The following is a 25,723-nucleotide window of genomic DNA, read 5'->3' as shown; positions in this document are numbered from 1 at the left end:
AATTACCATTTACATTAATTAAGGATTTATCAATATACCACATCGTTTGACATGAGTCTAAAAGATCAAATAAAAGCATTAGTTCAAGAAAACTTAGAAGAGATTGTAGCCAACAGACATCATCTTCACGCCAATCCAGAACTTTCTTATCAAGAATTTGAGACCGCTAAATTTGTGGTGGAAAAACTAAAAAGTTATGGCATTGAAGTACAAGAAGGTGTGGCTAAAACTGGTGTAGTTGGTTTGATCAAAGGAAAGAATCCAGACAAAAAAGTGATTGCCTTAAGAGGTGATATGGATGCACTTCCAATTACTGAAGCCAACGATGTTCCTTACAAATCGAAAAATGAAGGAGTAATGCACGCTTGTGGTCATGATGTACATACAACATCATTATTAGGTGCTGCAAGAATTCTTAACTCCATCAAAGATCAGTTCGAGGGAACTATTAAATTGATATTCCAACCGGGTGAAGAAAAACTACCTGGAGGTGCTTCTTTGATGATCAAAGATGGTGCTTTACAAAACCCAGAACCTACAAAGATTATTGGTCAACACGTTATGCCATTTATCGATTGTGGTAAAGTAGGTTTTAGAGAAGGAATGTATATGGCCAGTGCCGACGAGATCTACTTTACCGTAAAAGGTAAAGGTGGACACGGTGCAATGCCAGAAAAAAATATAGATCCTGTGGTAATCACATCGCATATTATTGTGGCATTACAACAGATTGTGAGTAGATACGCTGCTCCAAAAATCCCATCAGTTTTATCTTTTGGAGATGTAAGAGCAATTGGTGCTACCAACGTGATTCCTAACGAAGTAAAAGTGCAAGGTACTTTCCGTACCATGAACGAAGAATGGAGAATGGAAGCACACGAAAGAATTACTAAAATTGCTGAAGGCATAGCAGAAGGTATGGGCGGTTCTGTAGAAATGGACATCCAAAAAGGATATCCTTTCTTGGTGAACGAACCCGAATTAACTAGACGTAATAAAGCCGCTGCCATCGAGTATTTAGGTGAAGAAAATGTAGTTGATCTAGACATTTGGTTAGCTGCTGAAGACTTCTCTTACTACTCTCAAGAAATGGATGCTTGTTTCTACCGTTTGGGTACTAGAAACGAGGAAAAAGGCATTGTTTCTTCTGTACATACTCCAACTTTTGATATCGACGAAGATGCCTTGCAAATTGGTGTTGGTTTGATGGCTTGGTTGGCGTTATCAGAATTGAATGCATAATAGTGTACGGACGTTGCAGTGCAACGTCCCTACGAAAGGATTCAACAATAAATAATCAGATAATACCTTGACGTTGTTAAACTTCATCAAGGTATTTTTTTATGACAATTTTTCAGTTGAATTTTACAATTCGAAAAAGATAACTCCTTAGAATCTCACCTTTGTCAGTAAAATGCCGACAAAATGACCCAGAATGTTAGTTGGCAATATTGTTGATAAAAACGGATTGTGTATTTCAACCAAGAAATAATTACGAAAATGGCAGAAAATAAAGAACAAGACAATATTGAAAATAAAGAAGAGCAAGTAACTGAGGAGTCTCAAGAAACTACTGAGGATACTGCTTCTGAAAATACAACTGAAGAAACTAAAGAAGAAGCAGCTGAGGAAGCTTCTGAAGAACTTTCTGAGGTAGACAAATTATCACAAGAACTAGCAGAAATGAAAGACAAATATCTTCGTCTTTACTCTGAGTTCGACAACTTCCGTAGACGTACTTCTCAAGAGAAATTAACGTTGCAAAAAACGGGTAGTGAGAAAGTGATGAACGCTATTATTCCTACTATTGATGATTTCGAAAGAGCAATTGCCAATACAAAATCAGATAATGAGGAAGTAAAACAAGTACTTGATGGTGTAGTGATGATCAAAGATAAAATGTTGAAAACACTAGAAGGTCAAGGATTAAAGCAAATGGAAGATGCTACTGGTAAAGAGTTGAATACTGACTACCATGATGCAATCACTCAAATTCCAGCACCAACAGAAGAATTTAAAGATAAAATCGTTGATGTGGTAGAAAATGGCTACATCCTAAACGATAAAGTGATCCGCTACGCGAAAGTAGTTGTAGGACAATAAGAAAACACACAACGATGTCTAAAAGAGATTTTTACGAAGTACTCGGCGTTTCTAAAGATGCTTCAGGAGGAGAAATTAAAAAGGCTTACCGTAAAGTAGCCATTAAATATCACCCAGATAAAAACCCTGGGGATACTGAAGCAGAAGAAAAATTCAAAGAAGCTGCAGAGGCTTACGAGATTTTAAGTGACGACCAAAAAAGAGCACAATACGATCGCTTTGGTCACCAAGCTTTCGACGGATCTGGCGGATTCGGCGGCGGTGGAGGTGGTATGAATATGGAAGACATATTTAGCCACTTCGGTGATATCTTCGGCGGTGGTGGAGGAAGCCCATTCGGCGACTTCTTCGGCGGCGGCGGTGGCGGAAGACGTCAACGTAAAGGGTCTAACTTAAGAATCAAGCTTAAAATGACTCTTCAAGAGATGGCTCAAGGTGTGGAAAAGAAAGTCCGCATTAAGCGCTATACTTCTTGTGAAGCATGTAACGGTACTGGTGCGAAAAACGGTACAGAAATGACCACTTGTAATACTTGCCACGGTTCTGGTCAGGTACAAAAAGTAGTCAACACCATGTTGGGTCAAATGGTATCTAATTCTACTTGTCCTACATGTAATGGTGAAGGAAAAATCATCAAACACAAGTGTGATAGCTGTGGAGGTGAAGGTAGAGTATATACTGAAGAGGAAGTATCTATCAATATCCCTCCAGGGGTAGATGATGGAATGCAACTTTCTATGAGAGGAAAAGGTAACATGCCTAAAGGTGGCGGAGTTGCTGGAGATCTTTTGATTGTGATTGAAGCCATCGAAGATGAACACCTTCATAGAGATGGAGAAAATATCCATTTCGAATTACATCTTAGCTTTGCTGATGCAGCTCTTGGTACAACAGTAGAAGTTCCTACTTTAACCGGTAGTGTTAAAGTTCCAATTGATGCTGGTACACAAAGTGGTAAAGTATTAAGACTAAGAGGTAAAGGTATTAGAGATATCAACGGTTATGGAGTAGGTGATCAACTGATTCATGTATCAGTATTTACTCCAGTGAAATTAACTTCTGAGGAAAAAGAACTTCTGAAGAAATTAAAAGAATCGAAGAACTTTAATCCTTCTCACGAGCACAAAGAAGAAAAGCGTAAGAGCTTCTTCTCAAGAATGAAAGACTTCTTTGCTCAATAATTAGAAATCAATATCAGATATTCTGATAACTATATAAGCATTACTCATTTCTTTTGGGTAATGCTTTTTTTATTCCTATCCCTTTGACAATGGAATTATAAATCATATTTATTACTGTTGTTTATCATTAAATAGCGTTAATCATAAGTGTACTTTTAAGCCTCTCAATCAAAATATTGTATCTTTGTGGATTACAAGCCTTTGTTTGTTGAAATTTATTTTTTCATTCATCAAAGGATGATAATAAAAGCTGAAAGATGTTCACTCACGAAACACAATTAAGGATCTGTTATGCAGATACAGATCAAATGGGATTTGTTTATTATGGTCATTATGCGAAGTTTTTCGAGATCGGAAGAACGGAATCTATTCGTTCTTTAGGCATGACCTATAAGGAGATGGAGGAAGATGGAGTGATGCTCCCTGTATTAGAAAACTTCTCGAAATATATAAAGCCTGCGAAATATGATGATTTAATCACTATTCGCACTAAATTATTGGAGTTGCCGAAAGTAAAACTTCAATTTGAATACGAGATATACAACCAAGACAATGAGTTGTTACATACGGGTTGGACAAAACTAGCCTTTATGAGTAAAGATACTTACAGACCGTGCCGTGCTCCACAAAAGTTTTTGGAGCTCATTGCACCGTTTTTTGTTGAACCAACAGAAGCTTAAGTGAGTAAAAATAAATTACATAATAAGATCCGAAATCACGATCGTTATCAAAAGCTAAAAGAAAAATTAAATTCTTCTAGAGTACCTCACACTGAAGTCTCTTTTTATACTTTTGGTAAAGCTTTGATTCATAGAGTAGATCAAAATGATTTATTGCAAAGGGGACAAGCCATTGGTTTTAGCTTTAGTTTGGCCATGCTTCCATTTATCATTTTCTTCTACACCCTAATTTCATATATACCATTCGATCAATTCGATAGCATTCTTCAGATTTTTAGAGAAGAGATTTTGCCTCATTACGTGTATCAGGCCATTGAAGGACCAATACAAGATTTAAAGGGCAGGTCGAGAGGTGGATTTCTATCGTTTGGTTTTATTGGTGCAACATATGTGGCTACTACGGGTATGAGAACACTTATGAATGCTTTCAATAGTTGTTATCATCTAGAAGATAAGAGAAGCTATCCGATGCAGTTTATGACGGCTTTAAACCTTACTCTCTTATTTCTGCTTACTTTATGTGCTTCCTCATTACTGCTTATTTGGGGAAAGCATTCCTTAGAATATTTACATGAACACGGTTTCCTCAATAACCAGTTTACTATTTATAGTTTACTAATCCTTCGATTCCTTATTGTGGTATTGATGTTCTTCTTCAATATTGTGATGATTTTTAGGTACGCTCCAAGTGATCAGCTGAAGAAAAAGATCTTCACTCCTGGATCTATTGTGGCGACCACCTTGTCCATTTTGGTCTCCCTCCTATTTGGAATATATTTAGACACCTTTAATTCTTACGATATCCTTTACGGTTCCTTGGGTGCCTTTATGGGAATGATGGGTTGGGTTTTCACCATCGCCATGATCTTACTTATTGGTTTCCAGATCAATACAACTATAGAGGAAGCACAATTATGGTCGGAAGCCAATCCTCCAGAAGAATTCAGATAAAATAATTTAATTTTATTTGTATTTTTTATGGATTAAGTCTTTGGAAAATTAAAATCAACCGTGCATATTTGCACACGTCAAAAGATACAGAGAGTTGGCAGAGTGGTCGAATGCGGTGGTCTTGAAAACCATTGTACCGCGAGGTACCGGGGGTTCGAATCCCTCACTCTCTGCAACTAATAAGGCTTCAGAATTTTCTGAAGCCTTTTTTGTTTTTGCTATATCTCATAAATTCAATTCTAGTAATCTAGTTATCAAATAAAGCTTTTAACATACTAAAATGAATGAAAGTAGGAATTATAGCACTGATTCTTAACTTTATAAATATGTAGGGTATTTTCGTACATTTGTATAAAATAAAGAAAAATGACGCAAGAAAAGTACATCAATCCTTTTACCGACTTTGGTTTTAAACGTCTTTTTGGACAAGAACCAAGTAAAGCTATTTTAATGGACTTCTTAAATGAACTACTTCGTGAACAAGAAGGAGAGATTAAGTCGATGACTTATCTTAAGAATGAACATTTAGGTAGTGGTGAAGTCGATAGAAAAGCGATTTTTGACTTATACTGCGAAAATGAAAGAGGTGAAAAGTTTATAGTCGAGCTTCAAAAAACCAAACAAAATTTCTTTAAAGACAGGGCATTGTATTATTCAACTTTCCCCATCCAAGAACAAGCTAAAAAAGGTTCCGAGTGGAATTATGAATTAAAAGCCGTTTATACTGTCGCAATTCTTGATTTTATTTTTGAAGATGATAAAGGAAAAAACAAATACCGATACGATGTAAAGCTGACTGATATAGATACACAAAAAATATTCTATGACAAGCTTACATTTACGTATTTGGCTATGCCGAATTTCAATAAAAAATTATCTGAATTAGAAACAAAGTTTGATAAATGGCTCTACGTAATTAAAAATTTAGCCTCTCTTGATAAACGACCTCCTGAACTAAAAGGTAAAATTTTTGATGCATTCTTTGAAACAGCCGCTATCGCAAAAATGACTAGATCTGAACTTTTAAACTATGAAGATTCTTTAAAATACTATCGCGATTTGCATAACTCTTTAGATACTGCCAAAGAAGAGGGGATCGAAATAGGTAGAGAAGAGGGGATTGAAATCGGAAGAGAAGAAGGGATTGAAATTGGAAAAGAAGAGGGGATTGAGATTGGAAAAGAAGAAGGTATCGAAATTGGTGAAAAAAGAAAGGCTATCGAGACAGCTAAAAACCTACTTAAACTCAATCTTACGATTGAACAAATAGCTGAGACTACAGGATTGACTGTTGAAGAGGTAAAAAATATTCAATAATGTCTTACTCTTTGTGGATACTCGATACTGAAATTATATGGGGTGATTTCTTTTCTCAACTGAAGATAGATCCTCCAATTGGCTCAGTATCCCCATCATAATAAATCAATTAATAATGTGATGGTCTTGTGTTTTTCTTTACCAACCCTTCTATACTTATTATTATATCTAAATTGATTGAATAAAGATTATTCAAGTAAGTGTAAATTATGCTCTTTAGCATACGCTCTTACCAACAGAGAATCTGATGCTAAGCTGCATTTCTTTCCTATAGGTACAAATGCACTCCAAGAAGGATCATTACATGGATACATGATATATATTTTTCCACCGACTTTAGGTTTGGTTTTTTCTTTAGAACAACCACGCTTACTAGATTCATGTTTATTATTATTATGATCATAATAGTAATAATAATATTTGACCCCCTTATTGTATCCTTTTTTTTTCACATGAGCAATTGTTATTACACCGCATTCTTCTACTGCCTTTAATTTGTAATGTTCGTGTATTAATACTCCTGTAACTAAGATTACAATAATACCTGCTAAAGTATACGTTTCACTAAAATCAGGTGCTTCCTTCTTTTTTCTCTTTTTTTTACTCATTTTAATTATTAAATCCTTTAGCTAACTAGTTTGTATCTCCAACTTCATTTACTCAAGCATCCTCAAATTATGCTCTTTAGCATACGCTCTTACCAATAGAGAATCTGATGCTAATCTGAATGAATTATCAATTTCAAGGAAAGTACTTTTTGATGGATCAGAACATGGATAAACTATGTAAATGTGTCCTCCTTTTTCAAGATTTGGTATCTTTTTTAATCTTGTCTCTTTCCCTGAATAATTAGTAAGCGACTCATCTTGGTAATTATAATAATAGGCTACTTTCGTTTTTCTCACCCTGTAATTACTCACTTTAGCTTTAGTGATAATTCCACACTCATTTATTTCTTTTGAAATGAAATATTTTTTGACTGAAGCATAAATGAACACTATCGTTATAAAAGCAAAACCCACATAATATACTTTTGGAATTGGCTGTTTTTTAATATTCGATTGACGGCCGAACTTTCTCATTTACTTTATTTTAGATCAATTTTAGTTTTTAAATTCCAAAAAATATGATGAACATATTGAATAGTTGTATTGAATAGATTACCCTTTTGGAATTTATATTGATATAAAAATATCATGCTATAAAAACATCTCCCAATAATCTTAACAATCATTGCTAAGTATACAGTGTTAATAGTTAATTTTTAAAGAATATTAAGCATATTTGATTATTCCGTTTGAAAAGCAAAACCACCCTCTTTAAATCCTAAAAATTAATGTATTTGATGTTAACCATATGAAAGTAAAAACTATTGAATTCTTAGTAAGATAAGCTATAAAAATGCATCCTTTTCAGTCAAATTCACGTATATTTACATAAGTGTCAAATTACTAGAATAAATTTTAATAACATGTCAAGAAAACTCGTAAAATCAACAAGAAATTCCGTCGTAGCAGGTGTATGTGGTGGTATTGCAAACTACTTTAACATCGACCCTGTATTACCAAGATTAGGATTTGCAATTGCAACTGTAGTTGGTGTCGGATCTCCAATTCTAATTTATGTAGTCGCTGCCTTAGTGATGCCAAAAGATGAATTAGAATTCTAAAGAATTGCATAGAAAAAAGGGTAGTTAAAAATCTCTACCCTAATTATATAAAAAAGGTTGTTTTATAATGTGGTCAACAAGACGTTGCAATGCAACGTCAGTACGTTAAACCATTTGATTATAAAACAACCTTTTTGTATTTAATCACTTTTCTTATTTAAAAAGACATCGACTTATAACTAACTTCTGTATTTCTGATGTTCCTTCTCCAATAGTACAAAGTTTACTATCTCGGTAATATTTTTCGACAGGATAGTCTTTGGTAAAACCATATCCTCCAAAAATTTGTACTGCCTCGTTTGAAGTACGAACAGCCACTTCAGATGCATAGTACTTTGCCATTGCTGAAGCCTTATTGATATCCTCTCCACGATTTTTCTTTTCAATCGCTTCTTTGATCAATAAATAAGCCGCCTCCACTTCTGTAGCCATATCCGCCAACTTGAAAGAGATTCCCTGAAAATGAGCAATAGGCTTTCCGAATTGTTCTCTTTCTTGTGCATATTCAATCGAACATTTTAAAGCACCTTTAGCTATGCCATATCCCAATGCAGCAATAGAAATTCTACCACCATCCAAAATTTTCAGAGCCTGTACAAAGCCTTCTCCTACCCTGCCAAGTACATTTTGCTTAGGTACTTTACAATCGGTAAATATCATTTCGGTCGTTTCTGAAGAACGCATACCCAATTTCTTTTCTTTACGACCGGCTTCAAAACCTGCGGTACCTCGTTCTACTACAAATGCAGTCATCGCATGCTTATCACCTTTATCACCGGTTCTTGCCATCACCACAGCAATATCTCCACTTTTACCATGAGTGATAAAGTTTTTGGCTCCATTCAATAACCAATAATCGCCTTTATCTTCAGCGACAGTCATCATGTTACCAGCATCAGATCCTGTGTTGGGTTCTGTGAGTCCCCATGCACCGATCCATTCTCCGGTTGCCAATTTAGGTAACCACATTTGCTTTTGGGCATCGTCTCCAAACATCAAAATGTGATTAGTACATAATGAATTGTGTGCTGCCATGGACAATGCAATACCCGGATCGAAGTAAGCCAATTCGGCAATAGCAGAAACATAAGCATGATAGCCTAATCCTGAGCCTCCATACATTTCTGGAACTAGCACTCCCATGAGCCCTAATTCACCCATTTGATGGAATAATTCTTTAGGGAAGTGTTCGTCGTCGTCCCATTGTTCTCTGAAGGGAGCAATGTGTTTTTCTCCAAATTTCCTGACCGAATCTTCGATCATCTTTTGTGTTTCAAAAATATCTTGAATCATGTGTTTAGGTATAGTTAGTAAGTGAAATCAAGGCAGAGACCTTTAATTCTTGATTATTTATTTCAATGATTTAATTATTTCTGCGTTTTTGGTAGTAATAAATTAAGAATTAAGATTTTAAAAATTAAATTTATAGGGTGGTATTTTTCATATTTTTTTAATCTAAGTGATATGGCTTCTATTAAATTAAACTTATTGATATTCATAATGTTTATAACGACAATCTGTGGTTATGGGCAAAATATGGATGAGGTGAATAAAAACATTCAGCATTTATGCAGCAAGCAATTGTTCGGTAGAGGTTATGTAAAAAATGGAGATCAGAAAGCGGCACATTTTATTCAAATGCAATTTTCTAAACTTGGTCTTCGTGCTTTAAATCATGAAAATTATTATCAAGATTTTTCTTTTGATGTAAATACCTTCCCACAAAATGTCAGTTTAAAAGTGGATGGCACATCTCTAGTTTTAGGAAAAGATTATATACCTGCGTCTGACAGTGGTTCTGGAAAATCAACAGGAAAAATCCATTTCCTCAACGAGGACATATTTTCTGATAAAGAAGCCCAACAAGAGTTTATGAAAAAAGATTTATCTGGTCTCGTTTTAGTCTATGATCAAAAACATGAGCAAAATAAAATGAGCTGGGGTCGTTTACTTTTTCCTAAAATGATGGAAGCCAATGCTACTATCGTGTTAGTAGATAAAAAACTAACCTCTGGGATATCACAATATCAAATGCCACAACCTAGATTTTTTGTACTAAAAGAGAAGATCAAAAAGGAGAATAAAGAACTAAGTTTAGATATTTTGGGGTTGATGAAACCACAATACAAGTCGCAAAATGTAATTGGAGTGATTAACGGAACAAAATCTCCTGAAGAATACATCTTCATCACAGCACATTATGATCATCTTGGTGGTATAGGCAAGAAGACCTACTTCCCCGGAGCAAATGATAATGCTTCTGGAGTGGCAATGCTTTTAGAAATTGCTAAACATTACCAACAAAATCCTCCAGAAAAATCCATTGTTTTTATTGCTTTTGGTGGTGAAGAAGTAGGTTTAATTGGTTCTAAATATTATGTCGAACATCCACTTATTCCTCTGGATCAAATCAAATTTCTAGTGAATCTAGATTTATTTGGCACTGGTGAAGACGGCATGATGGCCGTGAATGGAAAAGTATATACGGAACAATATCAATTACTCGACTCGTTAAATAAGGAGGCCAATTATCTGTCTTCTATACAATCTAGAGGAAAAGCAGCTAACTCTGATCATTATTTCTTCAGCGAAGCAGGAGTACCTTCATTTTTCTTTTATTTAATGGGAAAATCATGGACTCATTATCACGATGTCAACGATCGGACTCCCTTGCCTTTAAGTAACTTTAAAGGGGCTTATCAGCTTATAATTGACTTTTGCGACAACCTTTAAATTGTGTTAAAACGTATTAACCGAACAAGTATTAACAATTGCGATCTAATGTGCTGGTCTTGAGTTAATAGATATATAAGAACAATAATTTATATATCTCTCATGCAACATCGCTTACTATTCATACTCCTGCTATTTGTTTCCCTCCAGTCATGTGTTTTACTAGACGAACACGTTCCCGCTGATGAAGTTAATGTGGAATACAAAGATCAAGACGCTTTAAAATTAAAGCCTATGGTCGATCGATATATTCAAGAGGCATCAAAAAGAAATGTCTTCTTTAAAAATAAAAAAGTCACCATCCATACAACATCTTATTCAGGCATTAATGGTAAGGGTAACCCAATGACTAGTAATGTCAACATCAATAAAACTTCTAAGAATTGGAAGAAATATATGAATGGAGATGAAGCTGCGATGCTTTCTACAGTATCTCATGAATTATGTCATGCACTATTAGGTTATCACCATAGAGGAAATGGTAAACTTGAGTATCACGGTAAGCTGTATAGAAACAGTATCATGACTTCTACCAATTGGGGAGTCCCTTCTTTAGATAAAGAAAATAACGAAATCTGGGAGTACTATTACGATGAGTTATTCCGTGTAACAGATATTCAAAGCAACTACGACGAAATTTCTGCAAATGGTAGAGAAGATATGTCACAATTCGATGTTTGTGAGCAACATGATGAAGTAAACTAAAAAAAACACTCCTTTTATAAAATGATTATGAGAAGTTTACAACTATTCTAATCAGTTGTTAAATTCTTCCATTACCTTTGCATGTGGAACCAAGTGCAATTAGAGTTATGTGCTGGGTTCATTTCCAAGTTCATTACAATATTATGTACGATAATAATAAAAAGAATCATTTTAGAAGATCACCACGTCCAAAAACAAATGCTGAAGATATCATGTATGGTATTCAGCCGATCTTCGAGGCCTTAGAAGCAGGAAAACAATTCGAGAAATTATTTATTCAAAGAGATTCATCTAACGAGTCTGTGGCGGCAATTCATAAAATGGCCAACAAAGCAGGTATCGTGGTTTCTCGTGTTCCTCAAGAAAAATTACAACGTATTACTTCTAAGAACCACCAAGGGGTGATTGGTTTCGTTCCAGCCATCGACTATGTGGATCCTCAAAATGTAATTGCTACTGCTTACGAAGAAGGTAAAGTTCCTTTAGTTCTGGTTTTAGACAGAGTAACTGATGTTAGAAACTTTGGTGCCATCGCTAGAACGGCGGAATGTGCCGGAGTAGATTTAATTGTGATCCCTAAGAAAGGTTCTGCACAAATTGGTAGTGATGCTGTAAGAACATCAGCAGGTGCCTTAAACCATATTCCTGTAGCAAGAGTTGACAATTTAACTCAAACAGTAATTGAGATTCAAGAAGCAGGACTTCAGTTAGTTTCTTGTACTGAGAAAGGTTCTAAAGATGTGTACTACATCGATTTGGAAGGACCAACAGCTATTATTATGGGTTCTGAGGAAGACGGTATCAATAGCGAATTAATTCATATCTCTGATAAATTGGCTAAAATTCCAATGACAGGTAAAGTGAGTTCATTGAATGTTGGTGTTGCAGCCGGTATCATCATTTTTGAAGCGAATAGACAAAGAATGATGAATGCTTAATGCATTTTTCTATCTTTGTGAAAATTTATAGATAACAAACAAAAGCATCTATGCAGTTTACAGAAAATTGTAATAAAATCTTTGCACAAAGCATCGATACTTATCATATAAAAGACCACGTAGATACTCCTATCGAAAACCCATTTGATAAGGAAGATATCCAACACCTATTATATCTTAAAAACTGGATCGATACTGTGCAATGGCACTTAGAGGACATCATCCGTGACCCTCAAATTAATCCAGATGAAGCGTTGAAAATCAAAAGACGTATTGATGCTTCTAACCAAGAAAGAACAGATGTTGTAGAATATATCGACAGTTGGTTCTTGGAAAAATATAAAGATGTTGCAGCGGTAGATGGAGCAAGTATCAATACTGAGTCTCCTGCATGGGCTATTGACCGTTTATCTATTCTTGCTTTGAAAATTTATCATATGCAAGAGGAAGTAAACCGTGAAAACGCTACTCCTGAGCACAAAGAAGCTTGTCAAGCTAAATTGGATATTCTTTTGGAGCAAAGAGTTGATTTATCAACTGCTATCGAAGAATTAGTAAATGATATTGCAGCAGGTAAAAAATACATGAAGGTGTACAAGCAAATGAAAATGTACAACGATCCTTCGTTAAACCCTGTACTTTATAAGGAAGGTAAATAATCCTCCCTTATCATATGATATAGATCCTCTAATAAGGATTATTTTAAAAGTTGTTTTCATATTACTCTTTGTATTTGGAAACAACTTTTTATTTTTATGACGGGTTATGCTTTTCAATGGTCTAACCTTAGAATTACTAAAGTTTATCAACATTCTGTTTATTTCATGTCAAAAAAAATTCTAGCATTTCGATTTTCAGCAATGGGCGATGTGGCTATGACCGTTCCAGTGCTTAAAGAGGTTTTAAAGCAGAATCCGGATACCGAAATCGTTATGGTTTCTCGTCCGTTTCTAAAGCCTTTTTTCGAAAATATTCCTAGGTTAACCTTTTTTGGAGCTGATTTAAACGGGGAACATAACGGCTTTAAAGGACTTAGAAATCTATACAAATCGCTTCAGGCACAAGGTCCTTTTTTAGCAGTAGCTGATATACATTCCGTATTAAGAACTTTTATTTTGGATGCTTTTTTCCAAACATCAGGTACTAAGGTTGTTCGAATTGATAAAGGACGTAAGGGCAAAAAACAGCTTACTAGACCAAAAGATAAAGTGATGCAACCGCTTAGGCCAATGCCTGAAAGATATGCAGATGTCTTCAGAAAAATTGGTTTAACGGTAGAACTTCCACATCAATTAAGTCCAAAGGTTTCAGATGCTTTAAACCAGGCAGAGTTAGAGCTTTTAGGCGGAAAAAATAATTCTTGGATTGGCATCGCCCCTTTTGCTCAACACAAAGGCAAAGCTTGGGGAGAAGTGAAAGCAGTCGCTTTGGCTAAATTGCTTCAAGAAAAAGAAAATGCAAAAGTGATCTTTTTCGGTGGACCTGGAGAAGAATCAAAGCTTTTGGATAAATGTGTGGAGCAAGTGCCTGGTAGCATTAACCTTGCTGGAAAAATTAAATTAAAAGAAGAGTTGGATATTATCGAGCATCTCGATGTGATGGTCAGTATGGACTCCGCCAATATGCATATGGCTTCCTTAAGAGGAACGCCTACGGTGTCGGTATGGGGAGCCACCCATCATTATGCTGGATTTATTGGCTACGGTCAAGATAAAGCGAATATCGTAGAGTTATCCACTCAGGAACTACCTTGCCGACCTTGTTCGGTCTTTGGTAATAAACCTTGCCTTAGAGAGGACTATGCTTGTTTGGAGGAAGTCACTCCAGAGATGGTCTATCAAAGAGTGGCAACAGTTTTAAATAAATAAGGATTCATACCATGTCTCTCATCTATTTTCTTGATTTAGTAGGAACGTTTGTTTTTGCTATTTCTGGATCTTTAGCCGCATCGGAAAAGAAATTTGATATTTTCGGTGCACTGTTTGTCGCGAGTGTTACTGCTGTTGGCGGAGGTACCGTTCGTGATGCCATTTTAGGCAGTACTCCTGTTTTCTGGACGATGGATACCAATTACCTTTTAGTCATTACAGGAGCGGTAGCATGTACTGTATTGTTTAAAAAAATAGTGACCAGGTTACGTACTACCCTATTTCTTTTCGATACAATGGGGTTAGGTGTCTTCACTTTTATTGGTGTAGAAAAAGCATCGCTTATGGGGATATCTCCTGCTATTTGTGTTATTATGGGAACATTTACAGCTGTACTTGGAGGTGTTATTAGAGATACTTTATGCAATGAGGTCCCTCTAATTTTTAGAGAAGAGATCTATGCCACTGCTTGTATAGTGGGCGGGATTATTTTTGTACTCCTTTCCTACTTAGGTTTAGCGGACAATATAACTACTTGGGCAAGTGTATTTTCCGTCATTTCGATTCGAATTCTAGCCATTAAGTATCATATTACTTTGCCTAAGATGAAATAGTTAAGTTTGTTTTGTTCTTTCTATGGTCACATCAAATACTCTTTTGGGAGCTTAAAGAACAAAAAAACACATGAACATTTGTTAATTTGTTAGTAAGTTCTGATGATTATCTGTCAATTATCATCATTTCCCATAAACATTTCATTACATTTGTGATAACAAAAGAAAAAATTACACCGTCTTCTAAAGACAAATAACTATATAAATCATATGGAAACTTTCTTATTAGGTGTAGGCATTTTTGGTCTATTCTTTATTTTGATGTCAGTTAAACTGATTTTCAAGAAAGATGGAAAATTTGAAGGTACTTGTGCTTCTCAAAGCCCATTTCTAAATCCAGAAGGTAAATCTTGTAGCTACTGCGGTAAAGATCCAAGCCAATGTAAAAACAAGCAAAAAGCGGCTGGAGCATAATCTTCTCAAAAAATATTTTGATGGTCCCTATCTTTAAAAGGTAGGGACTTTTTTTGTTTATAAAATTACAACCGATTGCAATATTTTTTTATCAAAAATCATCAAAATCAATCGCCAAGTTATCATAATTGTTTCTTTTACATTTTTATATTTGTCATTAGAGATAGGAAAAAAAGATTCTACCTCTTGTATGAAATTAAATAATCGAAGATAACTTATATGTCAAATAAAACTCCTAAACCCGATTTATCCTTTTGGCAAATTTGGAACCTTAGTTTTGGTTTCCTTGGTGTACAATTTGGATTTGCCTTACAGAATGGTAACGTGAGTAGAATCTTACAAGCTTTGGGTGCAGATGTGCATCACTTGGGCTATTTCTGGTTAGCGGCTCCTATTGCGGGTATTATTATTCAACCAATTATTGGTGGTGCTTCAGACTTTACTTGGAACAGACTTGGACGTAGAATTCCTTACATTGTGGGTGGTGCAATTATGGCAACATTGGCGATGTTCTTAATGCCGAATTCTGAAGTTTTTGTAGCATTTCTACCTCCAATGATTTTTGGTGCCATTATGCTATTAATTATGGATGCCTCTTTCAATATCACTTTCCAGCCTTTTAGAGCTTTAGTTGGTGATATGGTTAACGATAAACAAAGAGATTTAGGTTATTCAGTTCAATCATTCTTGATTAACACTGGTGCTGTAATTGGTTCAGCATTACCATTTATACTAACAGCATGGGGCGTTTCTAACGAACCGGATACTGCTGCAGGTCAAAAAGTAGCTGATTCAACAGTTTGGTCATTCTACATTGGTGGAGCAACGTTAATCTTGACGGTGATTTGGACAGCAATGAGAACAAAAGAGTATCCTCCAAAAGAATATGCAGAGTATAACAATGTTGATCTAGAAGCTAAATCTCAAAATGGAGACAAAACACATATTAATATTATTGATACTCTATTAGGGTCTCCTAAAGTAATGATACAATTAGCAGCAGTACAATTATGTTCTTGGGTAGCACTTTACTTTATGTGGGTGTACTCTACTCCTGCTATCGCTCAACACATTTGGGATACCACAGACACCACATCAAAAGCTTATAACGAAGCGGGTGACTGGGTAGGTATTATGTTCGCTGCTTACAGTTTAGCGGCTGCATTGTTCTCTATTGCGATGCCAATCCTAATTAAAACTTTAAACAGAAAAGCAGTTTACTCAGGTGCTTTAATCTGTGGTGGTATTGGTTTAGTAAGTATCAGTTATATTCACGATCAGTACATGTTACTTATTCCTATGATTGGTGTAGGTATGGCATGGGCTGCTATCTTGGCAATGCCTTTCAGTATTTTAGCAGAAAACTTACCGGCTGAAAAAATGGGATTGTACATGGGCATTTTTAATGTAACTATTGCAGGTCCTCAAATTTTCGCTGGTCTTTTCGGAGGTTCAATCGCTACAAGTTTCTTTGATGGAAATACAGTAGGCCTACTTACTTTCGCAGGTGTTTTACTCATTATTGGGTCATTCTGCGTAGGTTTAGTATCGGATAAGAAACCTTCTACAGAAGAATAAATCAAACAGATTTACCTATATACCTTTTTTTAAAAGAGCATGTTGGATGGAATTAGTTTTCCTTCTGTCATGCTCTTTTTTTGGATTAAAGAGTATAACTTCAAATTTGGCACACATTTTACGCCTATTTATATCTAATCAAAAGTATCAATTTGAGGAATTTAAACGTTATCTCTCTAGTTGATCTACTCACTTTTTAAAACGACCTACCTTTTTTAGGGATAAAATATAATGATCGAGAAATACTTTAAGCAATTTTCTATCAAGCAACTCATCTTTTGGGTGGGAGGTATTCTTATTGGAGCAGTATTATTTACTGTCCTCACTCTTGTAGGGCTTTACACCAATGAGAGTTTAGAAGTAGATGTCTCTGCTCGTAATTCAATGCTTTCCCAAAGAATTGTTTTGTTGGCCAATATTTATGTAAATACTGGAGATCAATCGGCTAAAGATGATCTAGAAAATGCCTTAAACTTATATGATGGATCTTTATTAGTGATGAAACACGGTGGCTCTGTTCCTGAAATGGAAAGCAAGAAGATCCGTCCTGCCAACGAACGTGTAGACGATTATATTGAGCGTATCGAAGAGGTATGGAAACCATTTAGAAATAATGTTAGAACCATACTAGAAGAGCCTCTGAATACATCAAATTATTCTTTTAACATGGATATTGATATGGCCCTCTACTTATCGGATAGTGTGGGGCTTTTGAGTCGTTTTGAAGAAGAAAACATCACTGTAAGAAATAGCTTAACGTATCTGGAGAAAAACTCTGGAGCTATGCTTAAAGTCAATCAGGATTTAGTAAAAGCCTATGTGAATGATTCGGAAGAAATCGAATATCAATTGGTTCGTTTTATTCTGATTGCTATTATCCTGATTTGTATTGTTGTATTTGTCAATGCACTCTTACTTAACAACCTTATCATAAAACCCCTAGAAGAATTATCCGAAAAAGGGAACCTTATCGCGGCCGGTAATCTTGATGTTGAATTTAATACAAGAGGTACTAAAGAAATGACCAAAATGCGTGGTTCTCTAATGAGTATGCGTCAGAAATTGGAAGACATTTCTATGTATGTGATGGAGTTTAGTAAAGGAAATTATGATGTTGACTTCAGCTCTCAAGATAAAGAAAGTTATAAATCCGATCCTTTTATTCAATCACTGGTAGAGACGAAAAACCGTCTTAAATTAAACTCTGATGAACGAAGTGAAAGAGAATGGGTAAACGAAGGTTTGGCTCGACTAAACAAAGTTATACGTGTTCATAGTGGCAATTCTTTTGAATTAGGCCATGCTTTGGTCAAAGAATTGAGCCGTTTTATGAATTGTACACACGCAGCTTTCTACATTCATAAAAAAGATCCTGTCACTCAAGATGAATTTTTAGAGTTGACTTCATTATATGCTTTCGATACTTACAAAGAGGAAGAAGGATTGAAGATCAGAAGAGGTGAAGGACTTATTGGTGAAATTTGGCAAGAAGGTGAGCCTATATACCTTACAGAAATTCCGGATCAATACATCAATATTCGTTCTGGTTTGGGTGATGCTTCTCCTAATTCTATTACTATATTCCCATTTAAATCGCATGGCATTGTAGAAGTAATTCTGGAGCTTTCATCATTTAAACCTTTAGAGAAAAAGGCACTTCAGCTATTGAATGAGATTGGAGGAGCTATTGCGACCTCTGTAGTGACCTCAGAAAACACTTCTAACGTAAGTAAGCTGTACAATGACAGTAAACGTCTAACTGATGAGCTTCGTACCAATGAGGAGGAAATAAAGCAAAGTATGGAGGAACTTCAGGCTACGCAGGAGCAATTGGTAAGAGAAAGAAGAGAAACAGAATCAACCAAGAAGCTTCTTAACGAAATTGTTGACTCTACTGCGGGTCGATTACTGATTGTTGAGGATAGCGGACAAATCTATTTTGGTAGTCTTTCTTTGCAAGAGTTCATTGGATTTAATGCTGATGAATTAAAGCAAATGGATATCAAAGAAATCATCCCTGGCTTCACGGAAACAGAAGAATGGCAGAATCTACATCAAAAAGAAGAATATGATATTCTCAATAACTTAGGAGAAAGAAATAAAATGTCTCTTGAAGTTCGTAAAGTATACTTTGAAGATGGCGAACGATGGTTGATTTCTATTTCGAAAGCTTAAAAAGAAATAATAGAATCTATATTGCTTAAACAAGCAATATCTAAATTGAGTAAAATAAAATGCCTGATACAATTAAAGTGTATCAGGCATTTTTATTTATGCATTGAAGTCTGTATGGTTATAATTATACAGTTACGACCATTAGAACCACAAAACTCTATTTGACATCAAATACTCTCCCTTTTCTGATATAGCCCTCGGCATCGTTAGGAAGAATTACTTTGTACCAGATATCATTTTCACTCTCAATCTTCAAACGTTCACCCTGAACAATCTCTGCAAGCTTCTTACCACCGGCAGATGGTTCGTTCATCAATAATGCACCGTTATTTCTCACAATCGCTTGCTCTCTTTCTATTCCTCCATTAAAAGCCCATAGGCCAATTATAGAAAAAACTGCAACAAAGAAAGTTAAAGTTGTAATTGACAAACTTTGTTTCCTTCTAATGAACATTAAGACCAAACATACCGTTATCAAGGTAATTAAAACGGCTGCAAAAAGTGTTTGCATGTTATTGAACAAGGAAACAAAAAATTCTTTATCGGAATATTGATATCCCAATAAATTATTTTCTTCTGCAATTTTTGTCATTTTATTTAACGTCTGACGGTCGGCTGTAAGGCGATATTGCAGATTTAAATAGTACAAAGCAGTAGAATAATTGTCTTGACCCTCTTGAATAAAGGCCATTCGGAGCAACATTCTTGAAGAATACGCTTGATCATTTGTCAAAATATCTTCGTAAATAGTATAAGCATCTATGTACTGTTGTGATTCAAAAAGTGAATCTGCTTTGGAAATTTTCGTTTCTAAGGCCGAAAATCCAAATCCTAATTGACTGAAAGTCAATAAATATAAACTTATTAAGGATAAAATAAATCTCATTATTTGCTTGATGTTGAAAATCATTCTACATTTGCACTCGCAAAAAAGGAAAGACAAACGAGTTTTTCAAATTTAATAGGTCGTTTTAATTTTATAAAATTACTTGCGATCTTTTAGAAAAATTATGATTCCGTAGCTCAGTTGGTAGAGCATCTCCCTTTTAAGGAGAGGGTCCTGGGTTCGAGCCCCAGCGGGATCACTTTTAAAATAACTTCGTTTGAAAAAACGACGATTCCGTAGCTCAGTTGGTAGAGCATCTCCCTTTTAAGGAGAGGGTCCTGGGTTCGAGCCCCAGCGGGATCACTTTTAAAATAACTTCGTTGAAAAACGACGATTCCGTAGCTCAGTTGGTAGAGCATCTCCCTTTTAAGGAGAGGGTCCTGGGTTCGAGCCCCAGCGGGATCACATTTAAAATAACTTCGTTTGAAAAAACGACGATTCCGTAGCTCAGTTGGTAGAGCATCTCCCTTTTAAGGAGAGGGTCCTGGGTTCGAGCCCCAGCGGGATCACTTTTAAAATAACTTCGTTTGAAAAAACGACGATTCCGTAGCTCAGTTGGTAGAGCATCTCCCTTTTAAGGAGAGGGTCCTGGGTTCGAGCCCCAGCGGGATCACAAGGAAGCTCACGTGGTGAAATTGGTAGACACGCCATCTTGAGGGGGTGGTGGGAGCAATCCCGTGTTGGTTCGAATCCAATCGTGAGCACAAAGATTAACTATCCGAAGAAATTAGATTCCGTAGCTCAGTTGGTAGAGCATCTCCCTTTTAAGGAGAGGGTCCTGGGTTCGAGCCCCAGCGGGATCACCAAGCCAATACAGAAATGTGTTGGCTTTTTTTATGCCTTGATTAACTCAACTTTTTTTCGGATATTATAAACAACACAAATTAAACTGCCTATAGAACACCTTTACTAAAAAAATACTATGATTTATGAGAAAAGTAAACTACTGAGAACATACAAATATGTGTTGAGTAGTAGCCTATTAATTATTTTAGGATTTTTTATCTCTATAGAAGCATCCGCTTCAGAAAGAAAAATTCCCTTAAAAGAAAATACGATTACTACTTATCAAACCCTAAGTTTGGTAATTCTACCAAATCCTGTTGTAGCAGAAGAAAATGGTCTAAATGTCTCAATGGAAATAGATGGTATCGATCGATCATTCCCTGTACAAGTATTACTCTATAATACCATCGGAAACTTGATTTACCGTATGGATATATCTGTAGATAATTCTAAGGTACAGTTAAAGTATAAACCAAAAGTAGAAGTTTCTGAGGGACTGTATTTTGTTTCTGTACTTAACGGTAATCAAAGAGTAACTAAAAGATTGGTGGTTAATTCCTACTAAAAAAGCTTGCCATCCCTTTAATTGGAATAGCAAGCTTTTTATCATCAATGTATTTGTATTATCTATGCCACTGAACCTCTCAGACGATCTAACAAATTACTTAAAGTCTCCGCTTCGTCATCAGTTAGGTTATTAAACATATTCTTCATCTCCTCCTCTAGTGGATCAAGTTGCTTCAACTTATCTAATCCTTCCTGAGTAATAATCACGTCTACTTTTCGTCGATTACTTCCACACGTTTCTCTTTGAACATATTTTTTCTCTATCAATCGATCAATAAGACGAGTTAAATCTGGGCTTTTATCAATCATTACATCCTTAATACTTCCTGGGTTCATACAATTTGGATGTGAACCTCTTAATATCCTCAGTACATTATACTGCTGATGTGTAACGCCATGTTCTTTAAACCAAGATTTGGTCTGATTAAGCATCCAATTATTGGTAAACATTAAATTAATGTAGGCTTTCTGAAAAGCGTCTTTAAAATTTTTCTGATTTATATCTTTTTCAATTGACATGACAAAAGGAAGTATTTGTTCAAACAAAATATGTTAACTCGCAATAAATAATATTTTTCTAATAATACCAAGAATATCAAATTTTGTTTAAACAAATTGTACTATTTATAGCTAATACAAATAACCAATCTATGTAAAAAATCTATACTGCTTTCTCTTCAAGATGAGGTTTTTCATCAATTTCTTTGGTAAAAATAGATGGTGCCCAAGTCCATTTATGCCATAACATTTCAAAAGGTCCTTGTTTATTCTTTTTCAACCAAAGGTGACAGAAAAGCATTTGGAAGAATAGGAAAACAAATCCGATAAGTAGACTAAATGCCACTCCACAAGTATCGGCTAAATGGAAACCAAAACCGAAATAGATAATTCCTCCAAAGATCGATTGAGTGATGTAATTGGTCAAGCTCATTCGACCATATGTTTTCACTACTTTAGTGGTCTTCTGAACAGGCTTAAATTGATATAGTAAAACAATTAATGAGATCCATATAAAAGTGAAGCTCAACTTCCACCACATATCAAAAATAACCCCTACAGTACGTTTTACTAGAAGGACTTCTTGTTTAGTAAGGAAAATGTCTTTTAAATATAAAAGTGGAATCATGGTCACAACAGAGATGACTAAGACTTTCTTCCATCCTGTTAAAAATTCATTCTTAAAATAGCCTTTTTTTCCCATCCAGAAGCCTAAAGTAAATAAACCTATAGTTTGTTCAGCCCTGCCATTTTCAACTGCCCACAGGAAAGAAAATCCTTGTCCATAAGTAAGGTTACCTTTAATGGTCTCTAAAAAAGTTCCATTCTTAATTATATCCATGCTGGATTTCCATAAAGGTGAATACAATTGACCTCCTACTTCATAAGATGGTACAAATTGAGCATATATGAAATGTAGAATTTCATAAGGTTGTGCCAAAAAGAATATGGCGAAAAACAAAAGAGATTTATTGGAAAGGTTTCTCATAAAAAATAGAGAAACACCACATACAGCATAAAGTAAAAGTACTTCACCAGGGAAAAAGGCGGCATTAAATTGAGCAAAGCCTAAAAGCAATAATAATCGCCATAAATACCTTGGTCCAAAATCAATTCCTTTGTCTTTCTGCTTTTGATACATCAGGTAAAATGTAAACCCAAATAGTAAGGCAAAAATGGAATAGGTTTTACCTCCAAAAAAGAAGAACATCCAATGGAATACTTCTGCATTTAGTGTATTCAGCCAATCTGGGTTAATGGATTTATCGGGGTAGTGATAATAGTTAAAATGTTCGATATTATGAATTAACATAATAGCCATCACAGCATATCCTCTGAGGACATCGATGACCTCAATTCTTTGATTTAAAGCTTTACTCATTTCAATTCGATGTTATTAATGTTTAGCAAGTTTAGTTTTCACCACTGCAAATAAGCTATTTATTTAAAGATAAAAAGTGATTTTTAACGACAATTACGAATAAAAAAAAGGACTACATTGCTGTAGCCCTTTCTATATTTTAAAAACAATTCCTTTATACTTCTTCAGTAGTATCCGGTTTTTGTTCTGTATCTGAATCTTTGTCCTCAGAAGGTTTTACTTCTTCTTGAGCCTGTGTAGCCTCAACTTCCGCTTTTTTCTCTTCTGCTTCCTCAGTAAACTCTTGATAAATCGTTTTCTTATCAAATGGTCTTTCACCGATTAGTTTTACTAAGTCAGATTGATATAAAACTTCTTTTTCTAAAAGTTGTTGAGCTAATTTTTCTAGAGCATCACCATGTTCTCTTAATAGCTCAAGAGTTCTTTGGTAAGCACCTTCGATTAACTTTTTCACTTCTTCGTCAATCTTCTCAGCTAAAGCTTCAGAATAAGGTCTAGAGCTAAATTCGCTACGGTTTGGATCGTAGAATGATAAATGACCGATCTCCTCGTTCATACCATAAATAGACACCATACTGTAAGCCATTTTAGTTGTTCTTTCCAAATCACTCAATGCTCCAGTTGAAATTCTACCAAAGATGATTTCCTCTGCTGCACGACCACCTAGTGTCATACAGATTTCGTCCATCATTTCTTCTGTAGTATTCAAGTATTGTTCTTTTGGAAGGTATTGTGCATAACCTAAAGCTGCAACACCACGAGGAACGATACTTACTTTTACTAACGGGTTTGCGTGTTCCAAGAACCAACCTGTCACAGCATGACCTGCTTCGTGATAAGCAACAATTCTCTTTTCTTCTTTAGAGATGATTTTATTTTTCTTCTCTAAACCACCAATTACTCTATCAATTGCAGCCATGAAATCATCCATTTCTACAGCTGACTTATCATTTCTTGCGGCAATTAAAGCAGCTTCGTTACAAACGTTCGCTAACTCAGCACCTGCAAAACCTGGAGTTTGAGTAGCCAATTCTTTTGCGTTCACATCTTTTGATACCTTGATTGGATTCAAGTGTACTTTAAAGATTTGCTCTCTACCGTTAATATCTGGCTTATCTACTGAGATTTGACGGTCAAAACGACCCGCACGCATTAAAGCATTATCAAGTACATCTGGACGGTTGGTAGCTGCAAGAATAATAACTCCAGAGTCTGTACCGAAACCATCCATCTCCACAAGAAGTGAGTTCAATGTGTTTTCTCTTTCATCATTAGAACCTGGCATAGAACCCTTACCTCTTGAACGACCAATAGCATCAATCTCATCAATAAAGATAATACAAGGCGCTTTTTCTTTAGCTTGTTTGAATAGGTCACGTACACGTGCTGCACCTACACCTACAAACATTTCCACAAAGTCAGAACCTGACATTGAGAAGAAAGGTACACCTGCTTCTCCGGCTACTGCTTTTGCCAATAATGTTTTACCTGTACCTGGAGGGCCTACTAGTAAAACACCTTTAGGAATTTTACCACCTAGGTCTGTATATTTCTTAGAGTTTTTCAAGAAATCAACGATTTCTTCTACCTCTTCTTTTGCTTCATCTAAACCTGCCACATCTTTGAAAGTTACTTTCATGTGGTTGGCGTCGAACATTTGAGCTTTTGATTTACCAATATTGAAAATTTGCCCACCAGCACCGCCAGTAGCCATTCTTCTCATCAAGAACCAGAAACCGAATAAAAGAACTAGTAGGAAACCAGAACTCATAAACCATGTGGTAAAGCTTTCTTTTTCTTCTACTAAGAACTGTACTTTCTTATTTTCTGGAAAATCTTTTTGAAGCTCATCAATTTTTTCTTCAAATGATGTTCCTGAAGTAATCATAAAACGGTAGTTTGGCTCACGTTTTACAACACTCAAAGGACTTCTCTCCTGTTGAAGTTTTTTGTATTTATTTTTCTTTAATGCTTCATTTGATAAGTAGATTTCTGCCCATTTATCATTGAGAACAACGACTTTTTCTACGTCGCCGTCTTTCAGCATTGTCTTGAATTCATTAATGTTTGTTGGTTCGGTAGCCCCACTTTTGTTACTAAAGTATGCCAAACCTAAAACCACTAAAATTAAGGATAATAAAATCCACAATTGATAGTTGTTTCCCTTTGGCATTGGGTTTTTAGGCGTGTTCCTCTGTTTTTGATCCATTCGAAAACTATGATCTTAAGTGTTTATTAATTCTTATTCGGTAGGTAATTTAAATACCTTAGCATCTCCCCAAAGTTCTTCTAGAGCATAAAACTCTCTTTTCTTTGGTAGAAAAACATGTGCTACTACTGTAACATAGTCAAGCAAAGCCCAACCGTCAGAGCCTTTACCTTCAGTAGCCCAAGGTTTTTCTCCTACAGTATCTTTTACTTCTTTTTCGACACTGTCTTTTACTGCGTCTAATTGAGTATCAGAAGATGCGGTACAAATTACAAAGAAATCTGTTACGGCATTCTTTACTTTTCTTAAATCTAATATTTCTATATTTTGAGCTTTTTTCTCTTGCATCCCTTTAGCAACGATGTGTGCTAACTCCTCTACATTTACGTTCTTCTTACCCATATTATCTTGTTAAGGATACTTCCTTAAATTTTTTTCTTAATTATTAGGTCGACAAAAGTCGATTTGTA

At 35.4% G+C, this 25,723-nt stretch carries 25 protein-coding genes and 8 tRNA genes; 25 read left to right on the top strand and 8 right to left on the bottom strand.

All coding sequences use genetic code 11. The features are described from left to right. Nucleotides 1–51 precede the first annotated feature (51 nt). From KMW28_RS02515 to KMW28_RS02485, 7 genes are all read left to right on the top strand, one after another. Entirely contained in the window at nucleotides 52–1,242 is a 1,191-nt protein-coding gene (locus KMW28_RS02515) for a M20 metallopeptidase family protein (protein ID WP_169665027.1), read from the top strand. A gap of 258 nt (nucleotides 1,243–1,500) precedes the next feature. Then, nucleotides 1,501–2,103 carry a nucleotide exchange factor GrpE gene (locus KMW28_RS02510; RefSeq protein WP_066210387.1) on the top strand — a complete coding sequence of 201 codons (603 nt, stop codon included), beginning with the start codon at nucleotides 1,501–1,503 and terminating at the stop codon, nucleotides 2,101–2,103. Between the two features lie 14 nt (nucleotides 2,104–2,117). Beyond that, on the top strand, nucleotides 2,118–3,284 hold the full coding sequence (dnaJ, locus tag KMW28_RS02505) for a molecular chaperone DnaJ (protein WP_169665028.1): 1,167 nt from the start codon (nucleotides 2,118–2,120) through the stop codon (nucleotides 3,282–3,284). Nucleotides 3,285–3,541: 257 nt separating this feature from the next. Then, nucleotides 3,542–3,964 (top strand): acyl-CoA thioesterase, encoded by a 423-nt coding sequence (locus tag KMW28_RS02500; RefSeq protein WP_066210391.1) that lies wholly within the window; start codon nucleotides 3,542–3,544, stop codon nucleotides 3,962–3,964. Beyond that, nucleotides 3,965–4,915 carry a YihY/virulence factor BrkB family protein gene (locus KMW28_RS02495; protein ID WP_169665029.1) on the top strand — a complete coding sequence of 317 codons (951 nt, stop codon included), beginning with the start codon at nucleotides 3,965–3,967 and terminating at the stop codon, nucleotides 4,913–4,915. Between the two features lie 88 nt (nucleotides 4,916–5,003). Further along, a tRNA-Ser gene (locus KMW28_RS02490) sits at nucleotides 5,004–5,088 on the top strand. 193 nt (nucleotides 5,089–5,281) lie between these two features. Continuing rightward, entirely contained in the window at nucleotides 5,282–6,232 is a 951-nt protein-coding gene (locus KMW28_RS02485; protein ID WP_169665030.1) for an Rpn family recombination-promoting nuclease/putative transposase, read from the top strand. 188 nt (nucleotides 6,233–6,420) lie between these two features. On the opposite strand, the gene KMW28_RS02480 is transcribed toward KMW28_RS02485, so the two are convergent. Continuing rightward, entirely contained in the window at nucleotides 6,421–6,840 is a 420-nt protein-coding gene (locus KMW28_RS02480) for a hypothetical protein (protein WP_169665031.1), read from the bottom strand. 48 nt (nucleotides 6,841–6,888) lie between these two features. After that, nucleotides 6,889–7,314 (bottom strand): hypothetical protein, encoded by a 426-nt coding sequence (locus KMW28_RS02475; protein WP_169665032.1) that lies wholly within the window; start codon nucleotides 7,312–7,314, stop codon nucleotides 6,889–6,891. 389 nt (nucleotides 7,315–7,703) lie between these two features. Here KMW28_RS02475 and KMW28_RS02470 point away from each other — a divergent pair, with 389 nt between their 5' ends. Next, the gene (locus KMW28_RS02470; RefSeq protein WP_169665033.1) at nucleotides 7,704–7,901 is read left to right on the top strand and encodes a PspC domain-containing protein; all 198 of its coding nucleotides are present in this window, start codon (nucleotides 7,704–7,706) and stop codon (nucleotides 7,899–7,901) included. Nucleotides 7,902–8,054: 153 nt separating this feature from the next. Here the strand turns inward: KMW28_RS02470 and KMW28_RS02465 are convergent, their stop codons facing one another. Further along, the gene (locus tag KMW28_RS02465) at nucleotides 8,055–9,194 is read right to left on the bottom strand and encodes an acyl-CoA dehydrogenase family protein (protein WP_169665034.1); all 1,140 of its coding nucleotides are present in this window, start codon (nucleotides 9,192–9,194) and stop codon (nucleotides 8,055–8,057) included. 207 nt (nucleotides 9,195–9,401) lie between these two features. On the opposite strand from KMW28_RS02465, the gene KMW28_RS02460 reads away from it, so the two are divergent. From KMW28_RS02460 to KMW28_RS02420, 9 genes are all read left to right on the top strand, one after another. Further along, entirely contained in the window at nucleotides 9,402–10,634 is a 1,233-nt protein-coding gene (locus KMW28_RS02460) for a M28 family metallopeptidase (protein ID WP_169665035.1), read from the top strand. Between the two features lie 102 nt (nucleotides 10,635–10,736). Next, nucleotides 10,737–11,339 (top strand): hypothetical protein, encoded by a 603-nt coding sequence (locus KMW28_RS02455; protein ID WP_169665036.1) that lies wholly within the window; start codon nucleotides 10,737–10,739, stop codon nucleotides 11,337–11,339. 143 nt (nucleotides 11,340–11,482) lie between these two features. Continuing rightward, entirely contained in the window at nucleotides 11,483–12,277 is a 795-nt protein-coding gene (gene rlmB, locus KMW28_RS02450) for a 23S rRNA (guanosine(2251)-2'-O)-methyltransferase RlmB (RefSeq protein WP_169665037.1), read from the top strand. 50 nt (nucleotides 12,278–12,327) lie between these two features. Then, a complete protein-coding gene (locus KMW28_RS02445; protein ID WP_169665038.1) occupies nucleotides 12,328–12,936 on the top strand; it encodes a DUF4254 domain-containing protein in 609 nt (202 codons plus the stop codon). Between the two features lie 165 nt (nucleotides 12,937–13,101). Further along, nucleotides 13,102–14,145 carry a glycosyltransferase family 9 protein gene (locus KMW28_RS02440; protein WP_169665039.1) on the top strand — a complete coding sequence of 348 codons (1,044 nt, stop codon included), beginning with the start codon at nucleotides 13,102–13,104 and terminating at the stop codon, nucleotides 14,143–14,145. A gap of 11 nt (nucleotides 14,146–14,156) precedes the next feature. Further along, on the top strand, nucleotides 14,157–14,759 hold the full coding sequence (locus tag KMW28_RS02435; protein ID WP_169665040.1) for a trimeric intracellular cation channel family protein: 603 nt from the start codon (nucleotides 14,157–14,159) through the stop codon (nucleotides 14,757–14,759). Nucleotides 14,760–14,969: 210 nt separating this feature from the next. Continuing rightward, nucleotides 14,970–15,173, top strand: a complete 204-nt coding sequence (locus tag KMW28_RS02430; protein WP_066210406.1) for a hypothetical protein — start codon at nucleotides 14,970–14,972, stop codon at nucleotides 15,171–15,173. A 219-nt stretch (nucleotides 15,174–15,392) separates the two neighbouring features. After that, nucleotides 15,393–16,751: an MFS transporter gene (locus tag KMW28_RS02425; RefSeq protein ID WP_169665041.1), complete on the top strand. Its 1,359-nt coding sequence runs from the start codon at nucleotides 15,393–15,395 to the stop codon at nucleotides 16,749–16,751. Nucleotides 16,752–16,982: 231 nt separating this feature from the next. Beyond that, complete coding sequence (locus KMW28_RS02420) at nucleotides 16,983–18,926, top strand: GAF domain-containing protein (protein WP_169665042.1); 1,944 nt, start codon at nucleotides 16,983–16,985, stop codon at nucleotides 18,924–18,926. Between the two features lie 157 nt (nucleotides 18,927–19,083). Here the strand turns inward: KMW28_RS02420 and KMW28_RS02415 are convergent, their stop codons facing one another. Next, on the bottom strand, nucleotides 19,084–19,812 hold the full coding sequence (locus KMW28_RS02415) for an SH3 domain-containing protein (RefSeq protein ID WP_169665043.1): 729 nt from the start codon (nucleotides 19,810–19,812) through the stop codon (nucleotides 19,084–19,086). 126 nt (nucleotides 19,813–19,938) lie between these two features. On the opposite strand from KMW28_RS02415, the gene KMW28_RS02410 reads away from it, so the two are divergent. The 8 genes from KMW28_RS02410 (at nucleotide 19,939) to KMW28_RS02375 (ending at nucleotide 21,163) form a co-directional block, all read left to right on the top strand. Beyond that, nucleotides 19,939–20,011: transfer RNA gene (locus KMW28_RS02410), tRNA-Lys, on the top strand. Between the two features lie 31 nt (nucleotides 20,012–20,042). Continuing rightward, nucleotides 20,043–20,115, top strand: a tRNA-Lys gene (locus KMW28_RS02405). A 29-nt stretch (nucleotides 20,116–20,144) separates the two neighbouring features. Beyond that, nucleotides 20,145–20,217, top strand: a tRNA-Lys gene (locus KMW28_RS02400). A 31-nt stretch (nucleotides 20,218–20,248) separates the two neighbouring features. Next, nucleotides 20,249–20,321: transfer RNA gene (locus tag KMW28_RS02395), tRNA-Lys, on the top strand. Between the two features lie 31 nt (nucleotides 20,322–20,352). After that, nucleotides 20,353–20,425 (top strand) — tRNA-Lys (locus KMW28_RS02390). Between the two features lie 7 nt (nucleotides 20,426–20,432). Next, a tRNA-Leu gene (locus KMW28_RS02385) sits at nucleotides 20,433–20,516 on the top strand. 26 nt (nucleotides 20,517–20,542) lie between these two features. Next, nucleotides 20,543–20,618, top strand: a tRNA-Lys gene (locus KMW28_RS02380). 116 nt (nucleotides 20,619–20,734) lie between these two features. Next, the gene (locus KMW28_RS02375; RefSeq protein WP_169665044.1) at nucleotides 20,735–21,163 is read left to right on the top strand and encodes a T9SS type A sorting domain-containing protein; all 429 of its coding nucleotides are present in this window, start codon (nucleotides 20,735–20,737) and stop codon (nucleotides 21,161–21,163) included. A gap of 62 nt (nucleotides 21,164–21,225) precedes the next feature. Here KMW28_RS02375 and KMW28_RS02370 read toward each other — a convergent pair whose 3' ends face one another. The 4 genes from KMW28_RS02370 to rsfS all read right to left on the bottom strand — a co-directional run bounded on the left by KMW28_RS02370 (nucleotide 21,226) and on the right by rsfS (nucleotide 25,655). Then, nucleotides 21,226–21,684, bottom strand: a complete 459-nt coding sequence (locus KMW28_RS02370; protein WP_169665045.1) for a MarR family winged helix-turn-helix transcriptional regulator — start codon at nucleotides 21,682–21,684, stop codon at nucleotides 21,226–21,228. A gap of 142 nt (nucleotides 21,685–21,826) precedes the next feature. Further along, nucleotides 21,827–23,044, bottom strand: a complete 1,218-nt coding sequence (locus KMW28_RS02365; RefSeq protein ID WP_183363980.1) for a DUF418 domain-containing protein — start codon at nucleotides 23,042–23,044, stop codon at nucleotides 21,827–21,829. Nucleotides 23,045–23,198: 154 nt separating this feature from the next. Then, nucleotides 23,199–25,253, bottom strand: coding sequence for an ATP-dependent zinc metalloprotease FtsH (gene ftsH / locus KMW28_RS02360; RefSeq protein WP_169665046.1), 2,055 nt, complete (start codon nucleotides 25,251–25,253; stop codon nucleotides 23,199–23,201). 33 nt (nucleotides 25,254–25,286) lie between these two features. Further along, nucleotides 25,287–25,655: a ribosome silencing factor gene (gene rsfS / locus KMW28_RS02355; protein WP_169665047.1), complete on the bottom strand. Its 369-nt coding sequence runs from the start codon at nucleotides 25,653–25,655 to the stop codon at nucleotides 25,287–25,289. Between the last annotated feature and the right edge of the window lie 68 nt (nucleotides 25,656–25,723).

It is taken from the genome of Flammeovirga yaeyamensis (genome assembly GCF_018736045.1).
Taxonomy (GTDB): domain Bacteria; phylum Bacteroidota; class Bacteroidia; order Cytophagales; family Flammeovirgaceae; genus Flammeovirga; species Flammeovirga yaeyamensis.
The sequence above is the reverse complement of the archived record's forward strand: the minus strand, read 5'-3'. Positions and strand labels throughout refer to the sequence as shown.